This is a genomic window from Vibrio sp. CDRSL-10 TSBA, assembly GCA_039696685.1.
Lineage (GTDB): Bacteria > Pseudomonadota > Gammaproteobacteria > Enterobacterales > Vibrionaceae > Vibrio.
Genome location: CP155566.1, coordinates 3,012,342 through 3,038,500, shown reverse-complemented (window position 1 = coordinate 3,038,500; position 26,159 = coordinate 3,012,342). Strand labels below are relative to the sequence as shown.

The window sequence follows — 26,159 nt, the reverse complement described above, 5'->3', positions numbered from 1 at the left end:
TGTTGTCAGTGTCGTTATCGGGTGGCTGCCACTTACAGCCGGATGGTCATCCCATCACTGAGCGACTGCCGATAGGCGCGCAAGGCCGGTACAATTCCTATCACAATTCCGGCGCATTGCACATAACCCAGCAACTGCCATTCGTGGCGACTGATGGCGCCAAGGTCGATACGAATCCCGTACTGGCTTTCAATCAACGGCGCTGCCAGCGCGAGCAGGGCATATAGACCAAGCACTCCGAGCACAATGCCGGCCAGAGTCAGCAGGGCGGCTTCACTGATCAGCAGGCTGAAGATATGTCTTGGCCGCGCTCCCATCGCACGCAGGATGGACATCTCGCGCCGCCGCTCCTGCAGGCTGGTCAACAGGCTGCTCAGCATACCAAGCAGACCGGCGACCACCACGAAGACCGACACGGCCATTAAGGCCTGTTCTGCCACTGACATCATGCCCCATAACTCATGCAGTGCGACCCCCGGTAGGATGGCACTGAGCGGCTCCTGACGGTATTGGTTGATTTCCCGTTGCAGGTCAAAGGTCTGAATTTTCGATTTAAGTCCGAGCAACATGGCAGTGATCTGCTGCGGCTCAAACTGCTGCTCAGCCAGTTGCTTGGCATCCGGAGTATTGCCCAGATGGGCACCCGACTGCCAGCCGACATGAATGGCTTCAATCGCAGCCAGAGAAACGTGTACGGTTTTGTCGACCGGGGTGCCGGTTGGCGCCAGAATACCGACTACTTTAAACGGCAGCTTGTCATGCCGGGCAAAGGCAACGTCACTGATGCCGTGAGCAATAATGATTTCGCTGCCGATGGTGTAGCCGAGTTTTTTCGCGACATCGGCACCGAGCACGGTTTCAAACAGGCCATTAAATTCTCTGCCCTGGCTGAAAGTAAGTGATTGCTTACTTCCGAAACGATAGTGCTCGAAATAACTGTGATTGGTACCCATGACCCGAAAGCCGCGATGTGAATCGCCGAGTGAGATAGGGATGGCCCATTTCACCGCCGGATGCTGACTGAATTCGCGGTAGCTTTGCCAGTCGATATTGTTGGTGGCGTTGCCAATCCGAAACACCGAATAGAGCAGCAGGTTCACCGAGCCCGAGCGCCCGCCGACAATCAGGTCAGTCCCGGAAATGGTATTAGCAAAGCTGCTCTTGGCCTGGGTCCGAATCCGCTCTACGCCGGTCAGTAACACCACTGAAATGGCGACGGTCAGTATGGTCAGCAGTGCGGTCAGTTTGCGGTTGAGCAGACTTTTCCAGGCTAATTTGGCGATGACACTCATTGCATCCCCCGTGCGCGGTTAATGACAGGTAAGTGAATGCTTCGTTCAAAGCATGACTCCAGCGTCGGGTCGTGACTGACAAACACCAGCGTCGATCCGGCGCGATTGACCTCTTCCAGCAGCAAATCAATAAATGCGCTGCGGTTGTCATGATCAAGGGCAGAGGTCGGTTCGTCGGCAATAATCAGATGCGGTTCGCCGATCAGGGCGCGCGCCGACGCAACCCGTTGCTGCTGGCCGATACTCAGCTCCAGCACCGATTTGTGCAGCAGGTCGTGAGGCAGGTGCAGGCGTTCAAGCAGTTTCGCTGGCACGAGCCTGCAGTGAGCCGGAGACTTTGCTCTTGCGCAGAGCGGAAAACTGGCACGGCAGAATGACATTATCCAGCACAGATAAATAGGGCAGCAGGTTGAACTGCTGGAAAATGTAGCCGATATGGTCAGCGCGGAAACGATCGCGCTGGCTGGCCTTAAGTCGGGCCAAATCCTGCCCCAGCAAGCTGACCTTGCCTTGGCTGGCGGTGTTGATACCGGTCAGCAGGCTGAGCAGAGTGGATTTACCACAGCCGCTTGGCCCTTTTATGAACAGATGTTGCCCGGCCGCGACAGAGAGTTCAGCGATATCCAGGGTCGGCTGGTCGGTGTCCGGCCACCGGAATAGCACCTGGTCCAGGGCGATCACCTGTTCGGCAGAATAGAGATGGGGTTGATTCATCACGTCTCCTTGGCGAGAAATCGGGTAAGTACTCACTTACCCGTATGCCTATTACAGTGAAATGACGGTGTATTTCGGCGTCAGTTCCGTCGCAGTTTGCATCGTATCGGTCAACAGATTAACCTGCATTTCGCGCGTTGACGGAAATAAATCAAACCAATGGGTTTCTATCTGTTTAAGGTTGCTGATCTGCTCACAGTGATACTGGTATTGAATGGTGAACGCACCATGTTCACTGTGGTGAGCATGATCCGCATCATCGTCAGCATGGTGTTGGTCGTGCTGGCCGGCATGATCATGGTGGTCATCGTGTTCATCGTGTTTTTCATCATGATGCGGCTGGTGGCCGCCCAGATTATGGCCGACGTCAGCATGTTCCAGCGAGCACAAGCCTGCTTCACTCAGGGTAAACAGCGAATCCGCCTGATTGAGATTTTCGAGCGCCTGATTGAGCAGATTAGTTTCGCTGTCCGATTGCGGCGCATGTTCAAAGCCGGTGACATCAGCGCCGGGCGCGGTGATTTCGATTAACAGATCATCGCCATCCTGGGCGATATTCAGTTCGACATGGCCGTGAACGTGCGCTTCGTGCTGACGAAACTCACTTTGTGCAAAAGCATTGCTGCACAGTGCAGCAGTAATGCCCGCTACCAGCAGGGTTTGGTTAAACATGGTTTGACTCCAAAATAAGCAAAAACAGTATGTTGATTAACATGTGAGAGTGTTGTTACCGAGCATGTCGGTACAACAGCAAACGGCCTCAGGCCGTGATGTAGTGCAGAGCTGGAGCCGGGGGTGAGCGGGCGCAGGAATCGGTCGTGGGCTGACAGAGGCGGACAACCCGGGTGTCAGGCTGAAGATAGGGTACGGCAGGGCCCGGCGGCAGTTCAGGCAGAGCCTGGGCCAGACCATGTTGCAGACCATTGAACAACTGGCATTGGTGATGAGCGTGATGGGACGGCGTCGTGTCCTGCTGATGGCTGATTTGCGCGATGCTCAGCCATAGCGTCAGCAGGAGTGCGACCATGGCCACGCTCCTGCTGTGAACTCGTATGCTGTACAGGCTATTCGGCATGACTGACCCGATGCTGGTTACCAAACCTTGTTATACTATAACAATCAGCCTGATAGGCAAGTGAGATTCCGGTCAGAGATTATCTTGCACCAGCTGCAGAACCTGCTCTACCTGCGCCTCATTCAGAGCGCCTTCGTGTACAAACAGGATCTGGCCGCTTTTATCCTGCACTATGATAGCGGACGATTCCGGTTGCAGTGCCCAGCTTCGGGCGACATTGCCGTCTTCATCCAGCACAATCGATGACCACGGAAACTCTTTTTTGCTGTCCTGCGCAGAAGATTTGACGAAAGAGCCGGTGCCCCAGATGGCATCATCCTGGTTGATGATGGACGTGGTCTGATACTGCCCGGCCGGGAACTGAGCCGCGCTGATGGCGCTCATCAGTTTCCTGGTTAAGTTCTTTGGCGCTGCTGCGTCCGGCGATGGCCTGGATCACCCGCACTTTGCCGACCATCTGCTGGCTGTTCCAGCTCTGAAAAGCGGTATCGTTATTGTTGAGGATGACTTCACCATATTGCTGTACCGACACGTCGGGCAGCGTTTGGCCGATATGCAGGTTATGAGCAGAGACAAGGGTGGGAGAGCACGCCAGCAGTATGGCGATAAGCGTTTTATTTTTCATTATATTTTCCTTTGGTTGAGCACCAAAAGGTATAGCATACAAAATCGTTCGGGGAGACATTCAGGTTACCGGAATGCGGGTTACGTAACCTGAATGAAGAGCGGCTTAATGGCGGTCAGGCATCGCGCTGGGGCGGAAAGCACACTCCGGTGCCACCCAGTCCGCAGTAACCTTGCGGATTTTTGGCCAGATACTGCTGATGGTAAGTTTCGGCGTAATAGTACGGACCGGCCGGTGCGATTTCTGTAGTGATCAAAGCACGTTGCTGCTCGCTGAGCAGTGACTGGTAATCAGCCTGGCTTTGCTCGGCAATGGCTTGCTGCTCATCACTGTATGTATAAATGGCTGAGCGGTACTGAGTACCGAGATCATTGCCCTGACGCATGCCCTGAGTCGGATCATGCCGTTCCCAGAAAGCGCGCAGCAATTGCTCCAGCGGCAGGATCTGCGGGTCAAACACCACTCGTACCACTTCACTATGGCCGGTCAGACCGGTACACACTTCTTCATAAGTCGGATTGGGTGTAAAGCCACCGGCATAGCCGACCGATGTAGAGATGACCCCTTCAATCTGCCAAAACAGGCGCTCAGCCCCCCAGAAGCAGCCCATGCCCAGCAGAATTTGCTGCTGGCCGTTAACCGGTGCGGCACTCAGGCTGGTTTGGTTAACGAAGTGGGTATCATCTACACTCAAAGGGGTAGAGCGGCCGGGTAAAGCGGTTTCAGCGCTAACCATCATTTGTTTGTCTAACATGATTTATCCTTTTGATTCGCTGACGGTATGACTCTGGCCAGAATTTGGGTTAAATCCTGGCTATTCAACAGTAAGACCGGATAATTGACGCTTTTCATACAGACGTGTTTGCATATTGTCGGTATGATTCTCAACTAGCGAAACCTTAACTGCTGTTCAACGCCACTAACTTAAGCATGAGACGAAATCTATTACCAGCGCTAATCCCGGCTTTGTTTTATTCTGCTGCATCTCTCGCCGATGTTGACCTCACGATTGAGGGGCTGGACGGTGAGCTGAAAAGTAATGCCGATGCTTACCTCTCTTCGATTCCGCCCGCCGACTATTCAACCCAGTTGCGCTTTCAGTCGCGCCTGGAAAGTACGCTGACGGAAGCCCTCAATGCGCTCGGCTATTATCATCCTCAGTTTGACTTTACCGTCACCGAACCCAATAAGGCGATGACACTGCGTATCACGCCAGGTGAAGTGGTGCGCCTGCAACAGGTCGATATTGAGATTGAGGGGGAAGCCCGGGATGATGGTGATTTCCAACGTCTGATCGAACGCAGCGGGCTGAAAGTCGGTGAAGCGCTCAATCACAGTCAGTACGACAGCCTTAAATCCGGCTTGCGCAATCTGGCGTTGCAAAAGGGTTACTTTGACGGTGAGTTCGTGACCAGCCGCCTTGAGGTATCGCCTGCTCTCAATCTGGCTTACGTCCGCCTGCACTACAAGAGCGGTATCCGTTATCAGTTTGGCGAAAGCGTGATTGAAGGCAGTCAGATTGATGAAAACCGGGTACGTTCACTGAGTCCGTTTAAGGCCGGCGACCCGTATCAGGTTTCTCAGGTGGGTGAGTATAACCAGAATTTGTCCAACACTGAGTGGTTCTCATCGGTGGTAGTGGCGCCGGATTTATCTCAGCTTGGTCAGGGGCGGCAACTGCCGCTCAATGTCAGCTTAAGCCCACAGGCGCGTAACCAGCTCGAAACCGGTATCGGCTATTCGACCGACGTCGGAGTGCGGGGCTCACTGAAGTGGAAAAAACCGTGGGTTAACGATCTCGGCCACAGCTTCGACAGCAGTTTCTCCATTTCTGCCCCGGAGCAGAGCGTCACCGCCAGCTATAAGATTCCGCTCGATGACGTATTACGTCAGTACTATCGCATTCAGTACGGCATGAAGCATGTCGATAACCGTGACACACAGAGTATTGAATCCAATCTTGCACTGGAGCGGCACTGGGTCCTGGATAACGGCTGGCACCGCACCCTGTTTGTGCGTTACCTGGTGGAAGATTACCAACAGGGTGTGCTCGATGATGCGGCGCAATACATTCTGCCCGGCATCAGCTATACCCGCAGCCGGACCCGGATGCGCGGATCGCTGCTGACCTGGGGCGATAAGCAGACCGTTACGCTGGAGTACGGCGACCCGGATCTGTTTTCTGAAACCCGGGTGACGCGCCTCCTGGCCGGGACTTCCTGGCTGCGCAGCTTTGGTCGTAACCACCGTGGTCTGATCCGGCTCGATGGCGGGGCTAACTTCGCTGAAGAATTTGATAAGCTGCCGCCATCGATGCGTTTTTTCGCGGGTGGTGATAATAACCTGCGTGGTTACGGTTATGAGTCAATTTCACCGCGCGATGAAACCGGATCGTTAAGCGGTGCCAAATACATCGCCACCAGTACGCTGGAGTACCAGTATCGGCTGACCGGTAACTGGTGGGGCGCGTTGTTTGTCGATTACGGGGATGCCTTCAACGATACGCCGGACTGGAAAACCGGTACCGGCTTTGGGATCCGCTGGATCTCGCCGGTCGGTCCGATTCGGCTCGATTTCGCGTGGGGTCTGGATCTGGATCCGGCCGATCGCTTTAAGATCCACTTTACCCTGGGGCCTGAGTTATGATCAAACGAGCCATACGTTGGACCAAATGGCTGACCGCTGGGCTGGTGGTGTTGATCATGGTGCTGACACTATCGATCGCTGCGCTGTTATTTACCGGACCCGGGTTGAATGTGATCGTTTGGGGCGCGCAGCAGGCGCTGCCTCAGTTGACCATCGCTTCCAGTCAGGGGGCTTTGCTGCCGCGTTTCACCCTCAGTGATGTGCGTTTTAACGATCCCGGGCTCAATATCGATGCCCGTGTTGACCACCTGACTCTGGCGATGCAGGCCAGTTGTCTGCTCGACCCGGTGTTGTGTATCAATGAGGTGGCGGTTGACGGGCTGAAATTATCGCTGCCGCAATTACCGCCGGCCAGTGAGGAAACCACGCCTGAGTCTGAGCCGGTCACTCATATTGCCACGCCGGTACCGATTCGGATCGGACGTTTGAGTCTCAACAATATTGATCTCGATGTGCTCGGTAACCAGATCCGCTGGCAGCAGTTTTCGACCCGGGCCCAGTTTCAGAGTAACCGGCTGACAATCGGCCGGACTGAATGGCAGGGCATTGATGTCACACTGGCGCAGACGGCGGATGAGCCGGTCAATAATAGTGCCGCTGCAGAGGATCAAGCCCGTGAAGATATCACTCTGCCTGAGGTGATTATTCCGCTGCGGATCGAGCTGAACCGTTTTGATGTGCGTGATTTTACCCTGCATCAGGCAACGCCGCTTATCATTAATCATCTTGGCTTGCAGGCCGAAGCCTATCGTTTCTCAGGTCAACGTGACTACGCTTGAACTCGACATGCCGCAAGCGACTGCCAGGCTGGATGCTAAAGCAACCCTGCAGGGCGATTATCCGCTGGCGTTAAATCTCGAGTCGACTCTGTTACTGGATGAAGCCAAAGGGCAGACACTGAATTTACAGGCCAGTGGCAGCGCGGCGGATCTCAAACTGCAGGCTGAACTGGGTGAGCGTGCCCGGGCGCAGATTGAAGCGAGCCTGCAGCCATTAAACCCTGATTTACCTTTCACTGCCTCAATTCACGATCTGGCGGCGCAGTGGCCGCTGGTCGGTCAGGGGCAATACCGTGTTCAGGCGCCGAGTATTGAGGCGCACGGCTCACTGCAGGGCTATCAGTTTGATGTGCAGAGTGAGCTGCAAGGGCAAGACGTGCCGGATACCACACTGTCACTCACCGGCAAAGGTGACTTGCATCAGGTTAGTCTTGATACGCTCAAGATTGCCACTCTGGGCGGTGAGATTGCCGGTCAGGCCACGGCCAACTGGGATGCGCCGGTTAACTGGCAAGCCAGTCTGCGACTCGACAACATTCAGCCCGGTCTGCAATGGCCAGAAGCGCAAGGTGTCATTAACGGCGAACTGACCACGTCGGGGCAACTGACCGCGCAGGGCGGCTGGCGGGCCGAGCTGCCGTTACTGGCCATCAAAGGTGACATCGCCGGCTACCCGCTCGATATTAACGGTAGCCTGCGTGCAGCGGATGCCAGCGGAAAAGGTGAGTTCAAGGCTTCGACGCCAGGCCTGACGGTGGCGCATGGCGCTAACCGTATTGTTGCCAAAGGTGAACTCGACCAGCAGTGGCGCATGGGGGTGTCGATTAATTTACCGGATCTGTCTAAATCGATCCCGGACCTGAAAGGCAAAGTGATTGGTGATGTATTGCTGCGTGGAGCGCTGCAACAGCCGGACATCAAACTGGCTCTCGATGGTGACAAGCTGGCCTGGCAGCAGATGGCAACGATTGGCCATTTGACGCTGAGCGGTAATGTCACACCACTGCCGCAGCCTAACGCCGATCTGACCCTGCAGATCAGCGATATTGATGTTGAGCAGCAGCATATTCGCTCCGCCCGTCTGGTGGCGAGTGGCTCGCAAGCTGAGCATCAGCTTACGTTGGATGTCGATTCGGATGTGGCGGCGACCAGCCTGGCGATTCGCGGATCGTTGCAGCAGGACCCGCAAATGGTGTGGAACGGCGAGTTGCAACGGATGTGGATTGAGTCGCAGCAAGGCCGCTGGCGCCTCAATCAGGCGACGGCAGTCAAAGCCAATATTGATACTCAGCGGGCGACCATTGCGGCCCATTGTTGGCAGCAGGCCGGAGCTTCACTGTGTCTCGATAAACCGGCTGAAGTGGGTGAAAAAGGCAGTGCGCAAGTGTCACTGACTGGTTTCGAGTTCGAGCAGATTAAGGCTCTGCTGCCGGAAGAAACTAAGGTCAAGGGGGCACTGGATGCGAATGCCAAAGTGAGCTGGGCCCCCAATAAAGCGCCGCAGGTCGATGCATCGTTACGTATGCCGGCGGGTTATGTCGAACAACAGGCGGGGGAAACCCTGCATCTGGGCTGGGATCAGGTTGCGCTCAATGCCAAGCTGCAAGGAAATCAGCTCCGGGCTGACTGGCAACTGGATGTGACCGATAACGGTGACATCAGCGGTAAGTTATCGATTGGTGATGTGACCAGTCAGGAACGACAGATGGAGGGGGCATTAACTCTGACCCGCTTTAATCTTGATTTTCTCGCGCCCTTGATTGGCGAATACAGTCAGGTACAGTCGACCCTGCAATCACAACTGACCTTTAACGGCCCACTGCTGCACCCCAAAGTCTACGGTAACTTTGGGGTCAGCGATATTCTGGTTCGCGGCGACATTTCACCGGTGGAAGTGCAGTCCGGTGATGTCAGCATTGACTTCAACGGTTATCAGGCCGACTTGAATGCCGCGATTCAGACCCCTGACGGACGTCTGGATATCAAGGGGGATGCCGACTGGGAGCAGATGCAGGACTGGCGGGTCAACGCGCACGTTGGTGCTGAGTCGTTAACGGTCGATATGCCGCCGATGGTGAAGATGAAAGTAGTACCGGACCTCAATCTGGCCATGCAGCCACAACTGGCACAGATCAGCGGTCATATCGCTCTGCCATGGGGACGGATTGTGGTCGAAGAGCTGCCGCCGAGTGCTATCGGGGTATCGAAAGATCAGGTGCTGGTGGATGAAAATCAGCAGCCAATCAGTGATGAGACAGCGGTACCGTTTAATGTGGAAACCAATGTCAGTATTTCGATTGGCGATGATTTCAAACTGAGCGCCTTTGGCCTTGAAGCCGGTCTGGTGGGACAGCTTAATGTCAGTCAGAAAGATCAGGGCCCGTTTGTGACCGGTGAGGTGAACATAACCGATGGTCAGTACCGTTCGTTTGGTCAGGATCTGATCATTCAGGAAGGTAAAATTCTGATGAATGGCCCGGTCGATCAGCCCTATCTGTCGATCAAGGCAATCCGTAACCCGGACAATACTCAGGATGATGTGACTGCCGGAGTACAGGTGACCGGTCCGGCCGATGAGCCGAATGTGTCGATTTTCTCTGATCCGGCGATGCCGCAGGCGAACGCGCTGTCGTATCTGCTGCGTGGCCAGGATATTGATTCTGAAACCGGCGGTAACGCGATGACCACGACCTTGATCGGGCTCAGTCTGGCCAAGAGCGGTAAGGTAGTTGGCCAGTTGGGTGAGGAAACTGGGCGTGCAGAATCTGCAACTGGATACGGCCGGCAGCGGTGATGATTCGCAGGTCACGGTCAGTGGTTACATTCTGCCGGGCTTGCAAGTGAAGTATGGTGTGGGTATTTTTAACTCAGTAGGGGAATTTACTGTCCGCTACCGGTTATTGAAGGATCTCTATCTCGAGGCGGTATCCGGACTCGACAGTGCTGTCGACATACTGTATCGCTTTGAGTTTGACTAATGCAGTAGGACGGCGTTGGCTGTCAATGAGGAGAAGGCTGTGCAGCATCTGGTGTTTGTATATGGGACGTTGCGTCAGGGAGAGAGCAATCATCATTTCCTGAGCGAGAGTGAATTGTTGGGACGTTTTGAAACCCAGCCGGTATTTGCCTTGCATGATCTGGGACCGTATCCCGGTCTCATCGCGGGTCATCAGTCGATTCTGGGCGAAGTGTACCGGGTCGATGATGAGACACTGGCTAAGCTGGACATTCTGGAAGATGTGCCGGTTGAATATCGGCGCGAGAGTCTGGACACTCCTTTTGGCACTGCGTGGATTTATATCTATCAGGATACCGGCGGTCTCGACTCGCTGATTGAATCCGGTGACTGGTGTCAGCGGATTTGACCACAAAAAAAGCCAGCAATGATTTGCTGGCTTTTTTCATGCACGGCGCAAATTATTTTTGCTGTGCACGCTCGTATGAAGTCAGGATTTCTTGACGTGCAGATGCAGCATCTTCCCAACCGTCAACTTTAACCCATTTACCTGATTCAAGCTCTTTGTAACGCTCGAAGAAATGAGTGATTTGAGCTTTCAGCAGTTCTGGCAGATCGTTTACGTCCTGGATGTGGTCGTATTCTTTTGACAGTTTAGTGTGCGGAACCGCAACCACTTTCGCGTCTTCACCAGACTCGTCAGTCATTTTCAGTACGCCAACCGGACGGCAGCGGATAACTGAACCTGGGATCAGCGGGTATGGAGTCGGAACCAGAACGTCTACCGGGTCACCGTCCAGAGACAGGGTGTGGTTCACGTAACCGTAGTTACATGGGTAGAACATAGGAGCAGACATGAAACGATCGACGAACACAGCGCCAGAATCTTTGTCTACTTCGTATTTGATTGGATCCGCGTTCGCTGGGATCTCGATTACTACGTAGATATCATCAGGAAGCGATTTGCCTGCTGGCACATTGTTTAAGCTCATTAAGGTTTCCTTATCAATTAGCCGGACTTCAAAATTCGAAACTTATTATTAGTCAAGATTCGCCAAGGTGCAAAAATCCGCACCGCAAACCCGAGAGTTTACTCGGAAATGGGCTCAGACCCAAGTAAACCTAAGTCTAAGCATGCTAAATCAAGGCGATATTTTATTAACTGTCTGAATTTTCTGGCTGGCAAAAAAAGAGCGCCGCAGGTGCGGCGCTCACGATCACGCTGAGTGGTGATTAATCCGGATTCGCGGCAAGGAATTCTTCGACCTTGCTGACCATATTTTTCGAGCCGACGAAGAAAGGCACACGCTGGTGCAGCTCGGTCGGTTTCAGATCCATAATACGGTTAACGCCGTCAGATGCGGTGCCGCCGGCCTGTTCAATCAGGAATGCCATCGGGTTGCATTCATACAGCAGGCGCAGTTTACCGGTCGGGTGACTCTGGGTGCTCGGGTAGAGGTAGATACCGCCTTTGAGCAGGTTGCGGTGGAAATCCGCCACCAGAGAAACCGATGTAGCGTGAGGTGTACGGGCGGCCGTCTGCCGGCTCATTTTCCTGGCAGTACTTGATGTACTTTTTCACGCCGGTCGGGAAACGAATGTAGTTACCTTCGTTGATAGAATAGATGTTGCCATCCTGCGGAATGCGCATGTTTTCGTGCGATAGGCAGAACGAACCAATCGACGGATCGTAAGTAAAGCCGTTGACACCATTACCTGTGGTGTACACCAGCATGGTGGATGAACCGTAGATAACATAGCCAGCCGCTACTTGCTTATGGCCCGGTTGCAGGAAGTCTTCTGCGCTTGGCGGTCCGCCCACCGGTGAAATACGGCGGTAAATTGAGAAAATGGTGCCGACTGACACGTTCACATCGATGTTGGATGAACCATCCAGTGGATCCATCAGCACCACGTATTTGGCGTTTTTGTTCAGTTCTTTGTTAAACGCTACCGCTTCATCTTCTTCTTCACTGGCGACACCACACACCTGATCGCGCGCTTCCAGTGCGGCTTTAAATTTTTCGTTAGCGTACACATCCAGCTTTTGTTGCTCTTCGCCCTGAATGTTGGCCTGACCGGATGCACCGGTAATATCGGCCAGACCGGCTTTATTGATTTCGCGGTTGACGATTTTCGCCGCCAGGCGAATTGAGGCCAGCAGGGAAGAGAGTTCACCTCTTGCGTGGGGGAAGTCATGTTGCTTCTCAACAATGAACTCACCAAGGGTCTGCATTTCAGACATGTTGTTTCCTTAACACTAATTTTTGGGGGAGTTATCGCTGCACAGTGGCGAGGCTCTTATGGGGGACCTTTATTTACACTGGCGCTAGCATGGAGTGTACGGGGTGGGATTTTTTTTGGGTAATGAAGTAACAGACGCAGATCTCAATTTACTTAACTTTTTTGAAAATAACATTGCCCTGATGTGGGAGGCTCGCTTTATTGATGCGAATCAGGATAATGGAGCGCAGTAACCAATCGTCATGAGGCAGGTTTATGCACATTCATATTTTGGGGATCTGCGGTACTTTTATGGGCGGCGTCGCTATGCTGGCGCGTCAGCTGGGACATAAAGTTACCGGCAGTGATGCCAATGTTTATCCACCAATGAGTACCATGCTTGAAGCTCAGGGTATTGAAATTATTGAAGGTTTTGACCCTTCGCAACTTGAGCCAAGACCGGATCTGGTGGTGGTGGGTAACGCCATGAGTCGTGGTAATCCGTGTGTTGAATATGTGCTGAACCACAATTTGCGCTACACCTCCGGCCCGCAATGGCTGCAGGATTTTCTCTTGCATGATCGCTGGGTGCTGGCGGTATCCGGTACGCATGGCAAAACCACCACTTCCAGTATGCTGGCCTGGATTCTGGAAGATTGTGGTTATCAGCCCGGATTTTTGGTTGGCGGTGTGCTCGGCAACTTCGGAATTTCTGCCCGGCTGGGCGAAAGCATGTTTTTTGTGGTCGAAGCAGACGAATATGACAGTGCTTTTTTCGATAAGCGTTCTAAGTTTGTTCACTACCATCCCCGCACTCTGATCCTGAATAACCTTGAGTTTGATCATGCGGATATCTTTGATGATCTGGAAGCGATCAAGCGGCAATTTCACCATTTAGTCCGTACTGTGCCAGGCAATGGCCGTATTCTGGCCCCGCGTCAGGATCCAGCGCTGCAGGATGTGCTTGGGCGTGGCTGCTGGAGTGAAACCGAATTCAGCGGCGAGCAGAGTGACTGGCAGGCGCATAAACTGCAACCGGATGGCAGCCAGTTTGAGGTTCTGTTCCAGGGGCAGCTGGTGGGCACTGTGCAGTGGGATCTGGTTGGCGATCACAACGTCAGTAATGCCCTGATGGCGATTGCTGCGGCGCGTCATGTCGGCGTCACGGCTGATCTGGCCTGTGAAGCGCTGGGGCGCTTTATCAATACCAAACGTCGACTCGAGCTGAAAGGCGAACAGAAACGGTGTGACGGTGTATGATGATTTTGCCCATCATCCGACCGCGATTAAGCTGACGTTGGGCGGGCTGCGTAATAAAGTCGGAGCAGCTAAAATCATTGCGGTGCTGGAGCCACGCTCTGCGACCATGAAACTGGGCGTGCATAAGCAGACGCTGGCGGCTGCGCTGGACGCGGCCGATTCAGTCTATCTGTTCCAGCCGGATAATCTCTCCTGGTCGGTGCAAGAGGTCGCCGAGCAGTGCCGTCAAGCGGCGCATGTCGGCAGCGATATGGCGCAGTTTGTCGCCAAGATTGCTGCAGAAGCGCAGCCGGGCGATCAGATTCTGGTCATGAGTAACGGTGGCTTTGATGGCATTCATACCAAATTGCTGGCGGCTCTGGAGCTGCGCGAGTGTGCGGCCGGTTAATCGCACCGGCCATGCATCAAGAACAACAGACGAAATAAAGTATGATGACAACAGATAATAAAGCCATCACCTTAGCCTGGACCGGTGCATCGGGCGCACCATACGGACTGCGCCTGCTGCAGTGCCTGCTGGCTGCCGACTACACCGTTTACCTGCTGATCTCTTCTGCGGCGCGGGTGGTGCTGGCCACCGAGCACGGTCTCAAGTTACCGGCCGGCCCGGATGCGGCCAAGCAGGTGCTGGTCGAACACCTTGGCTGCAATGCGGATAAACTGGTGGTTTGCGGCAAGGAAGACTGGTTTTCTCCGGTGGCATCGGGTTCAGCGGCACCGAAACAGATGGTGGTGTGTCCGTGTTCCGCCGGTAGTGTTGCTGCTATCGCGCATGGCATGTCGGATAACCTGATCGAGCGGGCGGCTGATGTGGTACTCAAAGAGCGCGGCCAGTTATTGCTGGTGGTGCGCGAGACACCGTTTCTCAACCCTGCATCTGGAAAACATGCATAAACTGTCGCAAATGGGTGTCACCATCATGCCGGCGGCGCCCGGCTTTTACCATCAGCCGCAGTCGATTGAGGATCTGATCGACTTTATGGTAGCGCGCATTCTGGACCATCTCGGGATTGAGCAGAAACTGGTCGCGCGCTGGGGCTACGATCAGCGCGTGTGAGTCGCTTTTTAACTCAATTCGACATACAATCGCAACCACTCATCGGGGAGCTTACCATTGTCGGCGTGAATAGAATTATTTGCACCGTTGTGGCGCTGAGATCAAGCCAGGCTTGGGACCCGCATTAGTCACAAACTCCGCTGCCTGTGCGTCACTCGTACCCGCAGGCCGGGGATGTGGTTAGACACCTGAACCAGATAATGCTGGCGTAGGAATTGAGCAGGGTTTGCGATACCGGACTCCGGACTGACCTCATCCTCCCCTCAAGCCTGTGCCGCTCAATGAGGAGAGCGAGCCTTGAACATCACTCATACTGCGGTTGCTGTGGCAACCTTATACTCCGGCGCCTTGCTGGCCGCCACACCCACGCTGACCGTCTACACCTACGATTCGTTTGCCTCTGAATGGGGACCGGGTCCGGCGGTGGAAAAAGCCTTTGAAGCCCGCTGCGGCTGCGATCTCAATTTCGTCACGCTGGAAGATGGTGTCTCTATTCTTAACCGTCTGCGCCTGGAAGGCAGTAACACCAAAGCGGATGTGGTACTCGGGCTGGATGACAACCTGATGGCGGAAGCCAAGCAGACCGGTCTGCTGGCCAGACATGCGGTGGATACTTCGGCGCTTACCCTGCCAAACGGCTGGCATGACGATACCTTTGTCCCTTATGACTACGGTTACTTTGCGTTTGTGTATAACAAACAGAAGCTGGCTCATCCGCCATCCAGCCTGAAAGAGCTGGTTGAACAGCGCGATGACCTGAGCGTGATTTATCAGGATCCGCGCACCTCGACACCGGGACAGGGTTTACTGCTGTGGATGAAGTCGGTCTATGGTGATCAGGCCGGGGCTGCGTGGCAGAAGCTGGTCCACAAAACGGTGACAGTGACCAAGGGCTGGTCGGAAGCGTATTCGATGTTTTTAGAGGGTGAAGCCGATATGGTGCTGTCGTACACCACTTCGCCTGCTTATCACCTGATCGCTGAACAAGATGATCATTATGCGGCGGCGAACTTCACTGAAGGCCATTACATGCAGGTTGAGGTGGCGGCGAAAGTCAAAAACTCACCGCAGGCGAAACTGGCCGCTGAGTTTTTGCAATTTATGCTCAGCGATGAGTTCCAGGAAGTGATCCCGACCCATAACTGGATGTATCCGGCCACTGCGGTCACGCTGCCGGACGGTTTTGCAACGCTGACCGTGCCGGACAAGGCGCTGGCCTTCACGCCGGAGCAGGTTGCCGCCCAGCGCAGAAGCTGGATTCGTGAGTGGCAAAACGCGCTGACGTTCTGATCTGATGCAAGTCACTGTTCCTAAAACCGGTCTTTGGGTCGCGGCGCTGGTCGCGACCTTTGTGTTTTGCGCGCTGGCCGCTTTGTTGTGGCAAGCCCCGCAATTACAGCTCAGCCAAATCTGGGGCGATGCTTATTATCGCCATGTCACCTGGTTCAGCTTTTACCAGGCGCTGCTGTCAACCCTGCTCAGTGTCGGCCTGGCTATTCCGGTTGCGCATGCGCTGAGCCGGCGTCACTTTCGCGGCCGGGCGCTGCTGCTGCGTCTGTTTGCCAGCACTCTGGTGCTGCCGGTGCTGGTTGGCGTGTTTGGCCTGCTGGCGATATACGGCAAAAGTGGCTGGATTGCCGACTGGCTGCAGCAATGGCAGATAAAAATGCCGTTTTCGATTTATGGTCTGAACGGCATTCTGCTTGCGCACGTATTTTTTAATCTGCCGTATGCGTGCCGGTTGTTGCTGCAGAGCCTGGAAAGTATACCGGCCGAGCAGCATAAGTTATGTGCTCATCTGGGCATGAGCGGCTGGGATAAATTCAGATGGGTGGAGTGGCCGCGTATGCGCCAGCAACTGGCGAATGTCGGCGGCATGGTCTTCATGCTCTGTTTCACCAGTTTTGCCACTGTCATGGCGCTGGGCGGCGGACCAAAGTCGACCACGATTGAGCTGGCGATTTATCAGGCGATTAAGTTTGATTTTGATTTACAGACCGGTGCACTGCTGGCGCTGTGGCAAATGCTGTTGTGTGGCGTACTGGCGCTGGCACTGCAACGTTTATCGCGTCCGTTACCTGTCAGTGCGGGGGCTTTGTCTGCCCGGCAGTGGCTGACGGATTCACGCCTGGCGCGTGGCTGGGATGCGTTGTGGATTGGTTTGGCGCTGTTACTGGTGGTGCCGCCGCTGCTGATGGTTGTGGTGAGCGGGCTCAACAGCAAACTGTGGCCGGTGCTGAGCAGCGGGGCATTCTGGTCTGCACTCGGCGCATCGTTGCAGGTGGCGACACTGGCGAGTTCACTGGCGCTGCTGGCCGGGATCAGTATCGTACTGACCAGTCGCCACTGGCGTTTGCACTACCAGCCACGTCGCGCGAATTCGATTGAACTGGTCGGAACCATTATTCTGGTCACGCCGGGGCTGGTAATCAGTACCGGACTGTTTCTGCTGCTGCGCAATCTGACCGATGTATTCAGCCTGGCATACTGGATTGTGGTGGCGGTCAATGCTCTGATGGCGCTGCCCTATGTGGTGAAAAACCTCAGTCAGCCGATGCTGCAGGTCGCGCAGCAATACCAGTTTTTGTGTGCCAGTCTCGGTATGCAGGGCTGGCAGCGTCTGCGTCTGGTCGAACTGCGCGCGCTGCGCAAGCCGCTGGCTTACGCTTTTACCCTCAGTTTTCTGTTGTCGATGGGCGATTTAAGTGCGATTGCCCTGTTTGGCAGCCAGGATTTTCGTACTTTGCCGCTCTATTTATATCAGCTGCTGGGCAGCTACCAGATGCAAGCGGCTGGCGTGGTCTCTGTGGTGATGCTGCTGCTGAGTATCGGATTGTTTTATTTAATTGAACGCTTGTTCCACAGCCGTGTGAAGACGGCCAGAAACGGAGAGAAGCATGTTAGTGCTGGATGATGTACGTTATGAATACCAGAACGAATGGTTTCGCTTTGATATGACGGTCGAAACAGGGCAGCATCGTCGCCCTGATGGGACCAAGCGGGGCCGGAAAATCGACCTTGCTCAGTCTGGTGGCAGGATTTATCGACCCCGACTTGGGCGATATTCGCGCCGGAGCCGAGCAGATGACCTCTGTGGTGGGGCTGGCGCCATTTCAGCGCCCGTTTTCGATGTTGTTTCAGGAGCACAATCTGTTTGCGCATCTGACGGTGCGGGAAAATATCGGTCTGGGGTTACATCCGGGGCTGAAACTGAGCCAGGCACAACAGCAGCAAGTTGCTCAGGCGGCGCAGATGGTCGGGGTTGGTCATCTGCTCGAGCGTCTGCCGGAGCAGTTGTCCGGCGGGCAACGGCAACGGGTGGCGCTGGCGCGCTGCTTTGTACAGCCCAATCCGGTCTGGCTGCTGGATGAGCCATTTTCTGCTCTCGACCCTGTGCTGCGCGAAGAGATGCTCAAGCTGGTCCGGAGCCTGGCCGCTGAGCGTAATATTACCGTGCTGATGGTGACTCACCATCTTAGTGATGCGCGTGCGATCGCCTCGCATTTTGCCTTCATGGCGGAGGGGCAGGTGCAATGTATGGCTCCGATTACTGAGCTCACCGCCAGCCATCCGTATCCGCCTTTGGCGGCATTTGTCCGCGCCGGCGAATAAAAAAGAGGTTGGCATCAGCCAACCTCTTTAAATGGATTACCTCACAAGCCGCTGATAATGCGGTCGAGCGTTTAATACGGTTGATCGTTAAGCACTTTCAGAACCTGGAAAATCTCACGCGACGCTTTCGGTGCTTTATTAGCTTGCTTCTCTTTTTTCGCCTGACGTGCCAGTTGGCGCAGACGCTGACGATCCGCGTCCGGGTACATTTCCATCACGTCTTCAATTGCACTGTCGCCTTCTTCCACCACGCGATCGCGCAGCTGTTCCAGTTTGTGCAGTACGGCACTGGACTGAGAATGCTTGTTGCGCAGTTTATCCAGTGCCGCTTGCAGTGGCTCAGGATCGATATTACGCATCAGGCGACCGATGTATTGCAGTTGACGACGGCGAGCTTCATTTTTAAAGCGCTGTGCGTCTTTAATTGCCTCGGCCAGATCGTCAGGTAACGGGAATTTTGCCAGAGCAGAAGGTTTGAGATCTACCAGCTCTTCACCGAGCTTTTGCAGTTCAATCATATCGTTTTTCAACTCGGTCTTACTGACCAAGATGATTTCTTCTTCATCTTCCCAAGGGGCTTTTTGATTCTTACGCGCCATCTTCATTCACTAATGAGTTATTTATGTCTGCTATTTTAGCAAGAATCGTGGGGAGAAAGCGAAATTCTTGTTATCCTAACCAGATTAAAGCGCAACAGTTGGATGAGATATGGATGTAAAACAGCAAGTCGCTGCGCAACGAGCCGAGCTTGAAGCTGCCGTTGCAAAAGCGCTCGACATGGCTTCAGCTCAGGCTGACGCCGCTGAAGTCGCCATTACCAAAAGCACAGGTTTAAGCGTTTCGACTCGCATGTGCGAAGTGGAAAACGTGGAATTCAACAGTGACGGTGCTCTGGGCATTACCGTTTACCGCGGGCAGCGCAAAGGCAGCGCGTCAACGTCGGATTTAAGTGAGAAGGCTATCCAGCAGACAGTGCTGGCGGCGCTCGATATTGCACAGTTCACTTCGGAAGACCCGTTTGCCGGCCCGGCCCCGAAAGAGTTGATGGTACAGGATGTGCCGGATCTGGATCTGTTCCATCCGGATGAGCCGAATCCGGACAAAGCGGCGCGTATTGCGATTGAAGCTGAGCAGGCTGCGCTGGCCTACAGCAAGAAAATCAAACAGAGTGACGGCGGCAGCTACGACAGCCACTACGGCGTTAAAGTATATGGTAACAGCCATGGTCTGCTGGCCAGTTATGCGTCCAGCCGCCAGAGTATCAGTTGCTGCGTGATTGGTGTCGGTGAAAACGGTGAGATGGAGCGTGATTACAGCTACACCGTGGCGCGCCATATTGATGATCTGTGGTCACCGCAAGCGGTGGGTCTGGAAGCGGCCAAGAAGACGGTATCGCGTCTTGATGCGCGTAAGATGAAAACCGGCCACTATCCGGTGATGTTCGCTGCTGATGTGGCGACAGGTTTGATGGGCCATCTGGTGATGGCGATCAGCGGCGGAAACCTATACCGCAAATCGTCATTCCTGCTTGATCATCTGGGTGAGCAAATCCTGCCGTCGTGGTTCAATATTGCTGAGCGTCCGCATGTACTGCGTGGACTGGCTTCGAGCCCGTTTGACAGCGAAGGTGTGAAGACCGAAGACCGTGAAATCATTACCGATGGTGTTCTGGCCAGCTATCTGCTGACCAGCTACGCGGCACGCAAGATGAAGATGACGCCGACCGGCCATGCCGGGGGTATCCACAACTGGTTTGTGAAGCACACCGGCCAGGATTTTGAGCAGATGCTGAAAGAGCTGGGTACCGGCCTGTTAGTCACAGAAGTGATGGGGCAGGGTGTCAATGTGGTCACCGGCGATTACTCGCGTGGTGCTGCGGGATTCTGGGTTGAAAACGGCCAGATTCAGCATCCGGTTTCCGGTATTACCATTGCCGGTAACCTGAAAACCATGTTCCAGCAGATTGTGGCGGTGGGCAGTGATACTGAAACCCGCTCACAGATTCAGACCGGTTCGATGCTGATCGAAAGCATGAAGGTGGCGGGTGAATAAACCGGCCCGAAGCAAAAAGCGCTGACCTGAGGTCAGCGCTTTTTTGTTGCTTGGTTGATAACCTTGTGGCCGGTTATCCGGTGATCACTAGCAGGTATAATGAACATCAGGTAATGAACAGTGTCGCCAGACCGAGGAAGACCGACAGGCCGACCACATCAGTGACGGTGGTCAGTGCCATCCCGCCCGCCAGGGCCGGGTCGATCTTCATTTTTTTCAGCACCACCGGAATGGTCACCCCGGCGATGCCAGCCACCAGCAGGTTGGTCAGCATGGCGGCCGAAATGATTGCGCCTAACAGCCATTCGCCTTTCCACACCACCACGATAGCCCCGATGATCAATGCCCAGGTGATGCCGTTCAGCAGGCCGATCGCTGCTTCTTTAAGTAACAGTTTCACGCCGGTTACTGTCACCGATATGCCCCAGCGCCAGGCCGCGGATCACCAGCGCAACGGTCTGGTTACCAGCCACTCCGCCCATTGAAGGGACGATGGTCATCAGAATCGCGATTGCCGCCATCTGTTCCAGCGTGGCTTCAAACATGTTAGATACGGAAGCGGCGGCCAGGGCGGCCAGCACGTTGGCACCCAGCCAGATGCTGCGCTTGCGGGCAGATTTAAACACCGGCGCAAAGGTATCTTCGTCATCGTCCATACCCGCCATGCTCATCATCGAGTGTTCGGCATCTTCACGAATCACGTCCACCACGTCATCGATGGTGATCCGGCCGACCAGGTGCTGATTCTCATCCACCACCGGCGCCGAAACCCAGTTACGTCGCTCAAACAGGCTGGCGATGTCAGAGTCTTTGGTATCGACCCGAATCGCCTCGTCTGCGTCATCCATCACTTCACTGACCGGAACATCCGGCTGGGTGGTGATCAGTGTGGTCAGCGACAAATGGCCAATCAGGCGGCTTTCATCATCAATGACGTACAGCGCATCTGTGGCCGCCGGCAGTTCGCCGCGAATACGCAGATAACGCAATACCACGTCGACGTCGACATCACCGCGAATGGTGATAACGTCGGTGTTCATCAGGCCGCCGGCGGTATCTTCCGGATAGGAGAGCGCCGTTTCGACCCGTAAGCGGTCGGCGGCATCCATCTGGGCCAGAACTTCCCGTGACAGTCCGTCCGGCAGACTACGCAGCACGTAGGCCACATCGTCGGTGTCCATGCCTTCAGTGGCTTCAGCCAGTTTTTCCGGTGCCATTTTGGACACCAGCGCATCTTTGACGTCTTCGCTCAGCTCGTCGAGGATCTCACCATAATCTTCCGGGTCGGTCAGTTGCCACAGGACGTCACGTGCTTTACGTGGCGAGGCTTCTAACAGGTTGGCGATATCTTCGGGTTCCATGTCCTGCAGTTGGCGGCGAACATGGACAAAGCGGCCGTTTTCCAGCGCTTCGGTGATCTCTTGGAGGGTGAGGTGAGCTTGGTCAAATTCAATCTGCTCTGCCATAGCTTCCCCCTAATCTGTGAATGGTGACAATATTTTGAATAATATCGTACTTTTATGTCTTATTTAATAAGAAGTTATTAATCGTCAGCCAATAGTTTCGTTAATGAAACGTCTTTCTTTGTGGCCCAAAGTTGTAATGTGACAGCGGTTTTCCTGGTAACAGACACTTACTTGGTAACAGATACGTACTTGGTCACCGATGTGGTATCTGCACCAGACATTCAGTCATCTTCTTCAAATTTGTCTTCGATCAGATGGCAGACGGCATCCAGTGCCTGCTCAGCTTGCGAGCCTTCTGCACAGATGGTGACATTCTGGCCCTGAGCGGACTCCAGCATCAGCAGCCCCATCACGCTGTCGGCGGTGGCTTCTTTGCCATCCTGGCTCTGAATGGTGAGCACGGCATCAAAAGATTGCGCCAGTTCCACCAGTTTGATGGCGGCACGGGCGTGAAGACCAAGGCGGTTCTGGATAAGAACAGTACGGCAAGCTTGTGGCATATCTGCTCCTTATGAGCGATTTTTTTCTAATGAGGTGTGGCGGATCTGAACCTGATGCCCCATTTCGGCAAAATATTCGCCCAGTTGCTGGGTCAGGTAGACCGAGCGGTGTTTGCCGCCGGTACAGCCGATCGCTATGGTCAGATAGCTGCGGTTGTTTTTTTCCAGCAGGGGTAACCAGTGTTCGACAAACTTCTGGATCTGATATTTCATCTCCATCACATCGCTGTGACTTTCCAGAAACGCTTTGATTTGTGCATCAAGACCGGTCAATGGTCTTAAGTCCGGCTGCCAGTGCGGGTTAGGCAAAAAGCGCACGTCGAATACGTAATCGGCGTCGCTCGGCAGGCCGTATTTAAAACCGAAGGATTCAAACACCATAACCAGGTCTTTGCGTTCGCGTCCTTCGATACGGCGTCTGACCGTTTCACTCAGTTCATGCAGTGACAGGTCACTGCTGTTAAGTACCAGATCGGCGCGCTCTTTAAGCGGCGCCAGTAACTGGATTTCCATCTCAATCGCCTGATCCAGGGTGGGCTTGCTTTCACTCAGCGACAATGGATGAATGCGGCGGGTTTCACTGTAGCGTTTCAGCAGCGTCTCTTTACTGGCATCGAGAAACAGTACGCTAACGTCATTGTTTTGTTTGAGCTGGTCGAGAACATCATCAACCAGGTCTGGCTCTTTCGGCAGGTTGCGGATATCAATGCTGACCGCAACATTCTGCTGGCTGCCTTGTACCGAGTGAATAAACGCGTCCAGTAAGCTGACCGGCAGATTATCCACACAGTAGTAGCCGAGATCTTCCAATACCCGCAGCGCGACACTTTTACCGGCTCCGGATTGACCACTCACAACAATTAAACGCATGGTGGGACCTATTGAGGTTGGTTGACCATGATACTGTACAGCTCCTGATCGCTTTTTGCGCCACGCAGCTGTTTAAGAGTTTGCTTGTCATTCAGGCGTTCAGCCATAGATGACAGCGTTTTCAGGTGTTGCTTACACTGTTCTTCCGGCACCAGCAGAGCGAACAGCAGATCGACCGGACGGTTATCGATAGAGTCAAACTCAATCGGCTCTTCGCACTGCAGCAGCACTGCAACCGCTTCGTCGCTGGCAGTCATACGGGCATGAGGGATGGCAATGCCGTTACCGATACCGGTACTGCCCATTTTCTCGCGGCTCAGCATACATTCGAACAACTCGGTGGCGTTCAGACCTGTGTGCAGGGCGGCTATCTCACTGATGATTTCCAGCGCTCTTTTTTTGCTAGAACACTGGACTGCACTCTTGGTGCAGTCCAGTGAAAGTACTTCGCTTAATTGCATGTTAGTGGCTACTTAGCTTTTCTTTATGCTTGTTGAGTTGACGAGAGAGTTTGTCCACCAGACCATCAATCGCTGCGTACATAACATCTTCTTCCGCAGTGGCGTGGACTTCTCCTTGGTTAATATGAAGCGTAGCTTCAGCGATTTGGCGCGTTTTTTCAACACGTAAAATCACCTGACAGTTATTAATATGGTCGAAAAATCGCTCAAGCTTTTGAAATTTAGAGTGAACATAGTCTTGCATTGAATCGGTAAGTTCAATGTGATGGCCTTGAATATTGATTTGCATAGACTTTCCTTCTCAGTTAGGCCTTATAGCAGGCGTTTGCGCTGACTCGACGGGGAAATACCCAAGGATTCCCGGTATTTAGCAATAGTACGTCTTGCAACCTGAATTCCTTGATCAGCAAGTAGGGCCGCGATCTTACTGTCGCTTAATGGTTTGGCTGGATTTTCCGCAGCGACCAGTTTTTTGATCAGAGCTCGAATCGCGGTAGATGAACATTCTCCGCCGTTGTCGGTACTGACGTGGCTGGAGAAAAAGTACTTCAATTCGAATATACCACGCGGGGTATGCATGTATTTCTGTGTGGTAACACGAGAAATGGTTGATTCATGCATGTCCACCGCCAGCGCGACGTCATTAAGAACCATCGGCTTCATGGCTTCTTCACCATACTCGAAGAAATCACGCTGATGTTCAACTATGCACTTGGCAACTTTGAGCAGCGTCTCGTTTCGGCTTTCCAGACTCTTAATTAGCCATTTTGCTTCTTGCAAATTGCTCCGGATATAGTTGCTGTCGGCATTGTTACCGCGCACCATATCGGCGTACTGCTGGTTGATCTTGAGTCTTGGCACGCTGTCCGGATTGATGGTCACAATCCATTTACCATGTTCTTTAAACACCGACACATCAGGAATGACGTACTCCGCATGCTCTGTCGCAATCCGGCTGCCCGGACGCGGATCCAGTTGTTGGATCAGTTGCAGCACTTCACGTAACTCTTCCTCTTTGAGTTTAGTCTCTTTCAGAATGAGTTTGTAATCGCGGTTGCCAAGTTGGTCGATGTACTGAGACAGGAGGAGTTTGGCTTCGTCCAGCCAAGGGGTATCTGCCGGAAAGGTGGCCAGTTGCAGCAGCAGGCAGTCCTGCAGGTTGACGGACGCCACACCCAGCGGGTCAAACTGCTGAACCCGCTTTCTGACCGCTTCAATTTCATCCAGCTCAATCGCTTCACCGGCAATCTCTTCGCCGGTAAAGTTTTCCAGAATTTCTTCCAGCGACTGGGTCAGGTAGCCGTAGTCGTCGACAGCATCGATCAGCGCCATCGCAATCGTACGGTCGGTTTCACTGAACGGGGTCAGATCCAGTTGCCACAACAGGTAGTCCTGCAGTGACTGGGTGGTTTCGCCCTGATAAACAGGCGCGTCGTCATCGACAGAGATACCGGTGCTGCCGGTATTGGCACTGTAGACATCTTCCCAGGTGGTATCGATTTCCAGTTCTGAGCTGATTTCCGATTTTTCGATCAGCTCTGAGCTGTCCTGAGGTTCAGGTTCGGCAACATCAGCACTGGCTTCTTTTTCCTCACGATGGGCCTCGGGTTCAGACGGTGCCGCGAACTCTTCCATCGACTCTTCAACATCCAGCAGCGGGTTCGATTCCAGCGCTTCCTGAATTTCCTGTTGCAGATCCAACGTCGATAGTTGCAGCAGACGAATCGCCTGTTGCAACTGGGGTGTCATGGCTAACTGCTGACCTAGCTTGAGCTGTAATGAGGGTTTCATTCAGTATTGACTGCCTTGTTTTTGTTAGGATTGATCTCAATCTATGTTAATCATAGACGGAATTGTTCGCCGAGATAAACCTGTTTCACTTGCTCGTTGTCGAGCACTTCCTGTGGTGTGCCTTCCGCAATTAAGCGGCCCTGACTCACAATATAAGCTTTTTCACACACATCCAAGGTTTCCCGGACATTGTGGTCGGTGATCAGCACGCCTAAACCGCGATCACGCAGATGTTCGATGATTTTTTTGATGTCGATAACCGAAATCGGGTCAACCCCGGCAAACGGTTCGTCGAGCAAAATAAATTGCGGGTTGGCGGCCAGCGCGCGGGCGATTTCCACCCGGCGGCGTTCACCACCGGACAATGCCATACCGGCACTGTGGCGAATGTGCTGGATATGAAATTCTTCCAGCAGATCCTCCAGCTTATCCTGGCGCTCTTCACGGGTCATCTCTTCCCGCGTTTGCAGCACGGCCATGATGTTATCTTCCACCGACAGCTTGCGGAAGATGGAAGCTTCCTGTGGCAGGTAACCGATACCGAGCCGTGAACGGCTGTGCATAGGCAGCACGCTGATGTCTTGTTCATCGATGCTGATGGTTCCTTCGTCACGCGCAACCAGACCTACAATCATGTAGAAAGAGGTGGTTTTACCCGCACCGTTCGGACCGAGCAGTCCGACGATCTGACCGGATTCAACCTTGAGGCTGACGTCGGAGACCACTTTACGCTTTTTATAGCTCTTAGCTAAATGTTCTGCTTTAAGTGTTGCCATAGTC

General features: G+C 53.8%; 17 protein-coding genes and 8 pseudogenes. 9 read left to right on the top strand and 16 right to left on the bottom strand.

Going from position 1 to position 26,159, the window contains the following annotated elements; genetic code table 11:
* Positions 1 to 32 precede the first annotated feature (32 nt).
* The 6 genes and pseudogenes from ABDK09_21785 to msrA all read right to left on the bottom strand — a co-directional run bounded on the left by ABDK09_21785 (position 33) and on the right by msrA (position 4,460).
* Positions 33 to 1,292, bottom strand: a complete 1,260-nt coding sequence (locus ABDK09_21785) for an ABC transporter permease (protein XAW89339.1) — start codon at positions 1,290 to 1,292, stop codon at positions 33 to 35.
* Positions 1,289 to 2,006, bottom strand: a pseudogene (locus tag ABDK09_21780) (ABC transporter ATP-binding protein). The gene ABDK09_21785 and the pseudogene ABDK09_21780 overlap by 4 nt, the downstream one beginning before the upstream one ends.
* Positions 2,007 to 2,057: 51 nt before the next feature.
* Entirely contained in the window at positions 2,058 to 2,678 is a 621-nt protein-coding gene (locus ABDK09_21775) for a DUF2796 domain-containing protein (GenBank protein XAW89338.1), read from the bottom strand.
* Positions 2,679 to 2,766: 88 nt separating this feature from the next.
* Positions 2,767 to 3,081: a DUF2607 family protein gene (locus ABDK09_21770; protein XAW89337.1), complete on the bottom strand. Its 315-nt coding sequence runs from the start codon at positions 3,079 to 3,081 to the stop codon at positions 2,767 to 2,769.
* Positions 3,082 to 3,153: 72 nt separating this feature from the next.
* Positions 3,154 to 3,706, bottom strand: a pseudogene (locus ABDK09_21765) (YtfJ family protein).
* Between the two features lie 115 nt (positions 3,707 to 3,821).
* Positions 3,822 to 4,460: a peptide-methionine (S)-S-oxide reductase MsrA gene (msrA, locus tag ABDK09_21760; GenBank protein ID XAW89336.1), complete on the bottom strand. Its 639-nt coding sequence runs from the start codon at positions 4,458 to 4,460 to the stop codon at positions 3,822 to 3,824.
* Positions 4,461 to 4,636: 176 nt separating this feature from the next.
* On the opposite strand from msrA, the gene ABDK09_21755 reads away from it, so the two are divergent.
* From ABDK09_21755 to ABDK09_21745, 3 genes and pseudogenes are all read left to right on the top strand, one after another.
* Complete coding sequence (locus tag ABDK09_21755) at positions 4,637 to 6,352, top strand: autotransporter assembly complex family protein (GenBank protein XAW89335.1); 1,716 nt, start codon at positions 4,637 to 4,639, stop codon at positions 6,350 to 6,352.
* Positions 6,349 to 10,109: pseudogene (locus tag ABDK09_21750) on the top strand (translocation/assembly module TamB domain-containing protein). Before ABDK09_21755 ends, ABDK09_21750 begins: the two are co-directional and overlap by 4 nt.
* A 39-nt stretch (positions 10,110 to 10,148) precedes the next feature.
* On the top strand, positions 10,149 to 10,496 hold the full coding sequence (locus tag ABDK09_21745) for a gamma-glutamylcyclotransferase (protein ID XAW89334.1): 348 nt from the start codon (positions 10,149 to 10,151) through the stop codon (positions 10,494 to 10,496).
* A gap of 52 nt (positions 10,497 to 10,548) precedes the next feature.
* On the opposite strand, the gene ppa is transcribed toward ABDK09_21745, so the two are convergent.
* Together ppa and fbp are read right to left on the bottom strand one after the other, a co-directional pair.
* The gene (gene ppa, locus ABDK09_21740; protein XAW89333.1) at positions 10,549 to 11,079 is read right to left on the bottom strand and encodes an inorganic diphosphatase; all 531 of its coding nucleotides are present in this window, start codon (positions 11,077 to 11,079) and stop codon (positions 10,549 to 10,551) included.
* Between the two features lie 241 nt (positions 11,080 to 11,320).
* Positions 11,321 to 12,332, bottom strand: a pseudogene (gene fbp / locus ABDK09_21735) (class 1 fructose-bisphosphatase).
* A 254-nt stretch (positions 12,333 to 12,586) separates the two neighbouring features.
* Between fbp and mpl the strand changes: the two are divergent.
* The 5 genes and pseudogenes from mpl to thiQ all read left to right on the top strand — a co-directional run bounded on the left by mpl (position 12,587) and on the right by thiQ (position 18,239).
* A pseudogene (mpl, locus tag ABDK09_21730) lies at positions 12,587 to 13,958 on the top strand (UDP-N-acetylmuramate:L-alanyl-gamma-D-glutamyl-meso-diaminopimelate ligase).
* Positions 13,959 to 13,999: 41 nt separating this feature from the next.
* Positions 14,000 to 14,627, top strand: a pseudogene (locus ABDK09_21725) (flavin prenyltransferase UbiX).
* Between the two features lie 297 nt (positions 14,628 to 14,924).
* Positions 14,925 to 15,917, top strand: a complete 993-nt coding sequence (gene thiB / locus ABDK09_21720; GenBank protein ID XAW89332.1) for a thiamine ABC transporter substrate binding subunit — start codon at positions 14,925 to 14,927, stop codon at positions 15,915 to 15,917.
* Between the two features lie 4 nt (positions 15,918 to 15,921).
* A complete protein-coding gene (gene thiP, locus ABDK09_21715) occupies positions 15,922 to 17,541 on the top strand; it encodes a thiamine/thiamine pyrophosphate ABC transporter permease ThiP (GenBank protein XAW89331.1) in 1,620 nt (539 codons plus the stop codon).
* Positions 17,525 to 18,239 (top strand): annotated as a pseudogene (thiQ, locus tag ABDK09_21710) (thiamine ABC transporter ATP-binding protein). Before thiP ends, thiQ begins: the two are co-directional and overlap by 17 nt.
* A gap of 71 nt (positions 18,240 to 18,310) precedes the next feature.
* Here the strand turns inward: thiQ and yjgA are convergent.
* Positions 18,311 to 18,838 carry a ribosome biogenesis factor YjgA gene (gene yjgA, locus ABDK09_21705; GenBank protein XAW89330.1) on the bottom strand — a complete coding sequence of 176 codons (528 nt, stop codon included), beginning with the start codon at positions 18,836 to 18,838 and terminating at the stop codon, positions 18,311 to 18,313.
* 109 nt (positions 18,839 to 18,947) lie between these two features.
* Between yjgA and pmbA the strand changes: the two genes are divergently transcribed.
* Positions 18,948 to 20,291, top strand: coding sequence for a metalloprotease PmbA (gene pmbA / locus ABDK09_21700; GenBank protein ID XAW89329.1), 1,344 nt, complete (start codon positions 18,948 to 18,950; stop codon positions 20,289 to 20,291).
* Positions 20,292 to 20,397: 106 nt separating this feature from the next.
* Here the strand turns inward: pmbA and mgtE are convergent.
* The 7 genes and pseudogenes from mgtE to lptB all read right to left on the bottom strand — a co-directional run bounded on the left by mgtE (position 20,398) and on the right by lptB (position 26,155).
* A pseudogene (gene mgtE, locus ABDK09_21695) lies at positions 20,398 to 21,757 on the bottom strand (magnesium transporter).
* 221 nt (positions 21,758 to 21,978) lie between these two features.
* Positions 21,979 to 22,257 (bottom strand): HPr family phosphocarrier protein, encoded by a 279-nt coding sequence (locus ABDK09_21690; protein XAW89328.1) that lies wholly within the window; start codon positions 22,255 to 22,257, stop codon positions 21,979 to 21,981.
* A gap of 9 nt (positions 22,258 to 22,266) precedes the next feature.
* Positions 22,267 to 23,127: an RNase adapter RapZ gene (rapZ, locus tag ABDK09_21685; GenBank protein XAW89327.1), complete on the bottom strand. Its 861-nt coding sequence runs from the start codon at positions 23,125 to 23,127 to the stop codon at positions 22,267 to 22,269.
* 8 nt (positions 23,128 to 23,135) lie between these two features.
* The gene (gene ptsN, locus ABDK09_21680; protein ID XAW89326.1) at positions 23,136 to 23,588 is read right to left on the bottom strand and encodes a PTS IIA-like nitrogen regulatory protein PtsN; all 453 of its coding nucleotides are present in this window, start codon (positions 23,586 to 23,588) and stop codon (positions 23,136 to 23,138) included.
* Between the two features lies 1 nt (position 23,589).
* Positions 23,590 to 23,877: a ribosome hibernation promoting factor gene (gene hpf / locus ABDK09_21675; GenBank protein ID XAW89325.1), complete on the bottom strand. Its 288-nt coding sequence runs from the start codon at positions 23,875 to 23,877 to the stop codon at positions 23,590 to 23,592.
* Positions 23,878 to 23,900: 23 nt separating this feature from the next.
* Entirely contained in the window at positions 23,901 to 25,379 is a 1,479-nt protein-coding gene (locus tag ABDK09_21670; protein ID XAW89324.1) for an RNA polymerase factor sigma-54, read from the bottom strand.
* Between the two features lie 50 nt (positions 25,380 to 25,429).
* On the bottom strand, positions 25,430 to 26,155 hold the full coding sequence (lptB, locus tag ABDK09_21665) for an LPS export ABC transporter ATP-binding protein (GenBank protein ID XAW89323.1): 726 nt from the start codon (positions 26,153 to 26,155) through the stop codon (positions 25,430 to 25,432).
* Between the last annotated feature and the right edge of the window lie 4 nt (positions 26,156 to 26,159).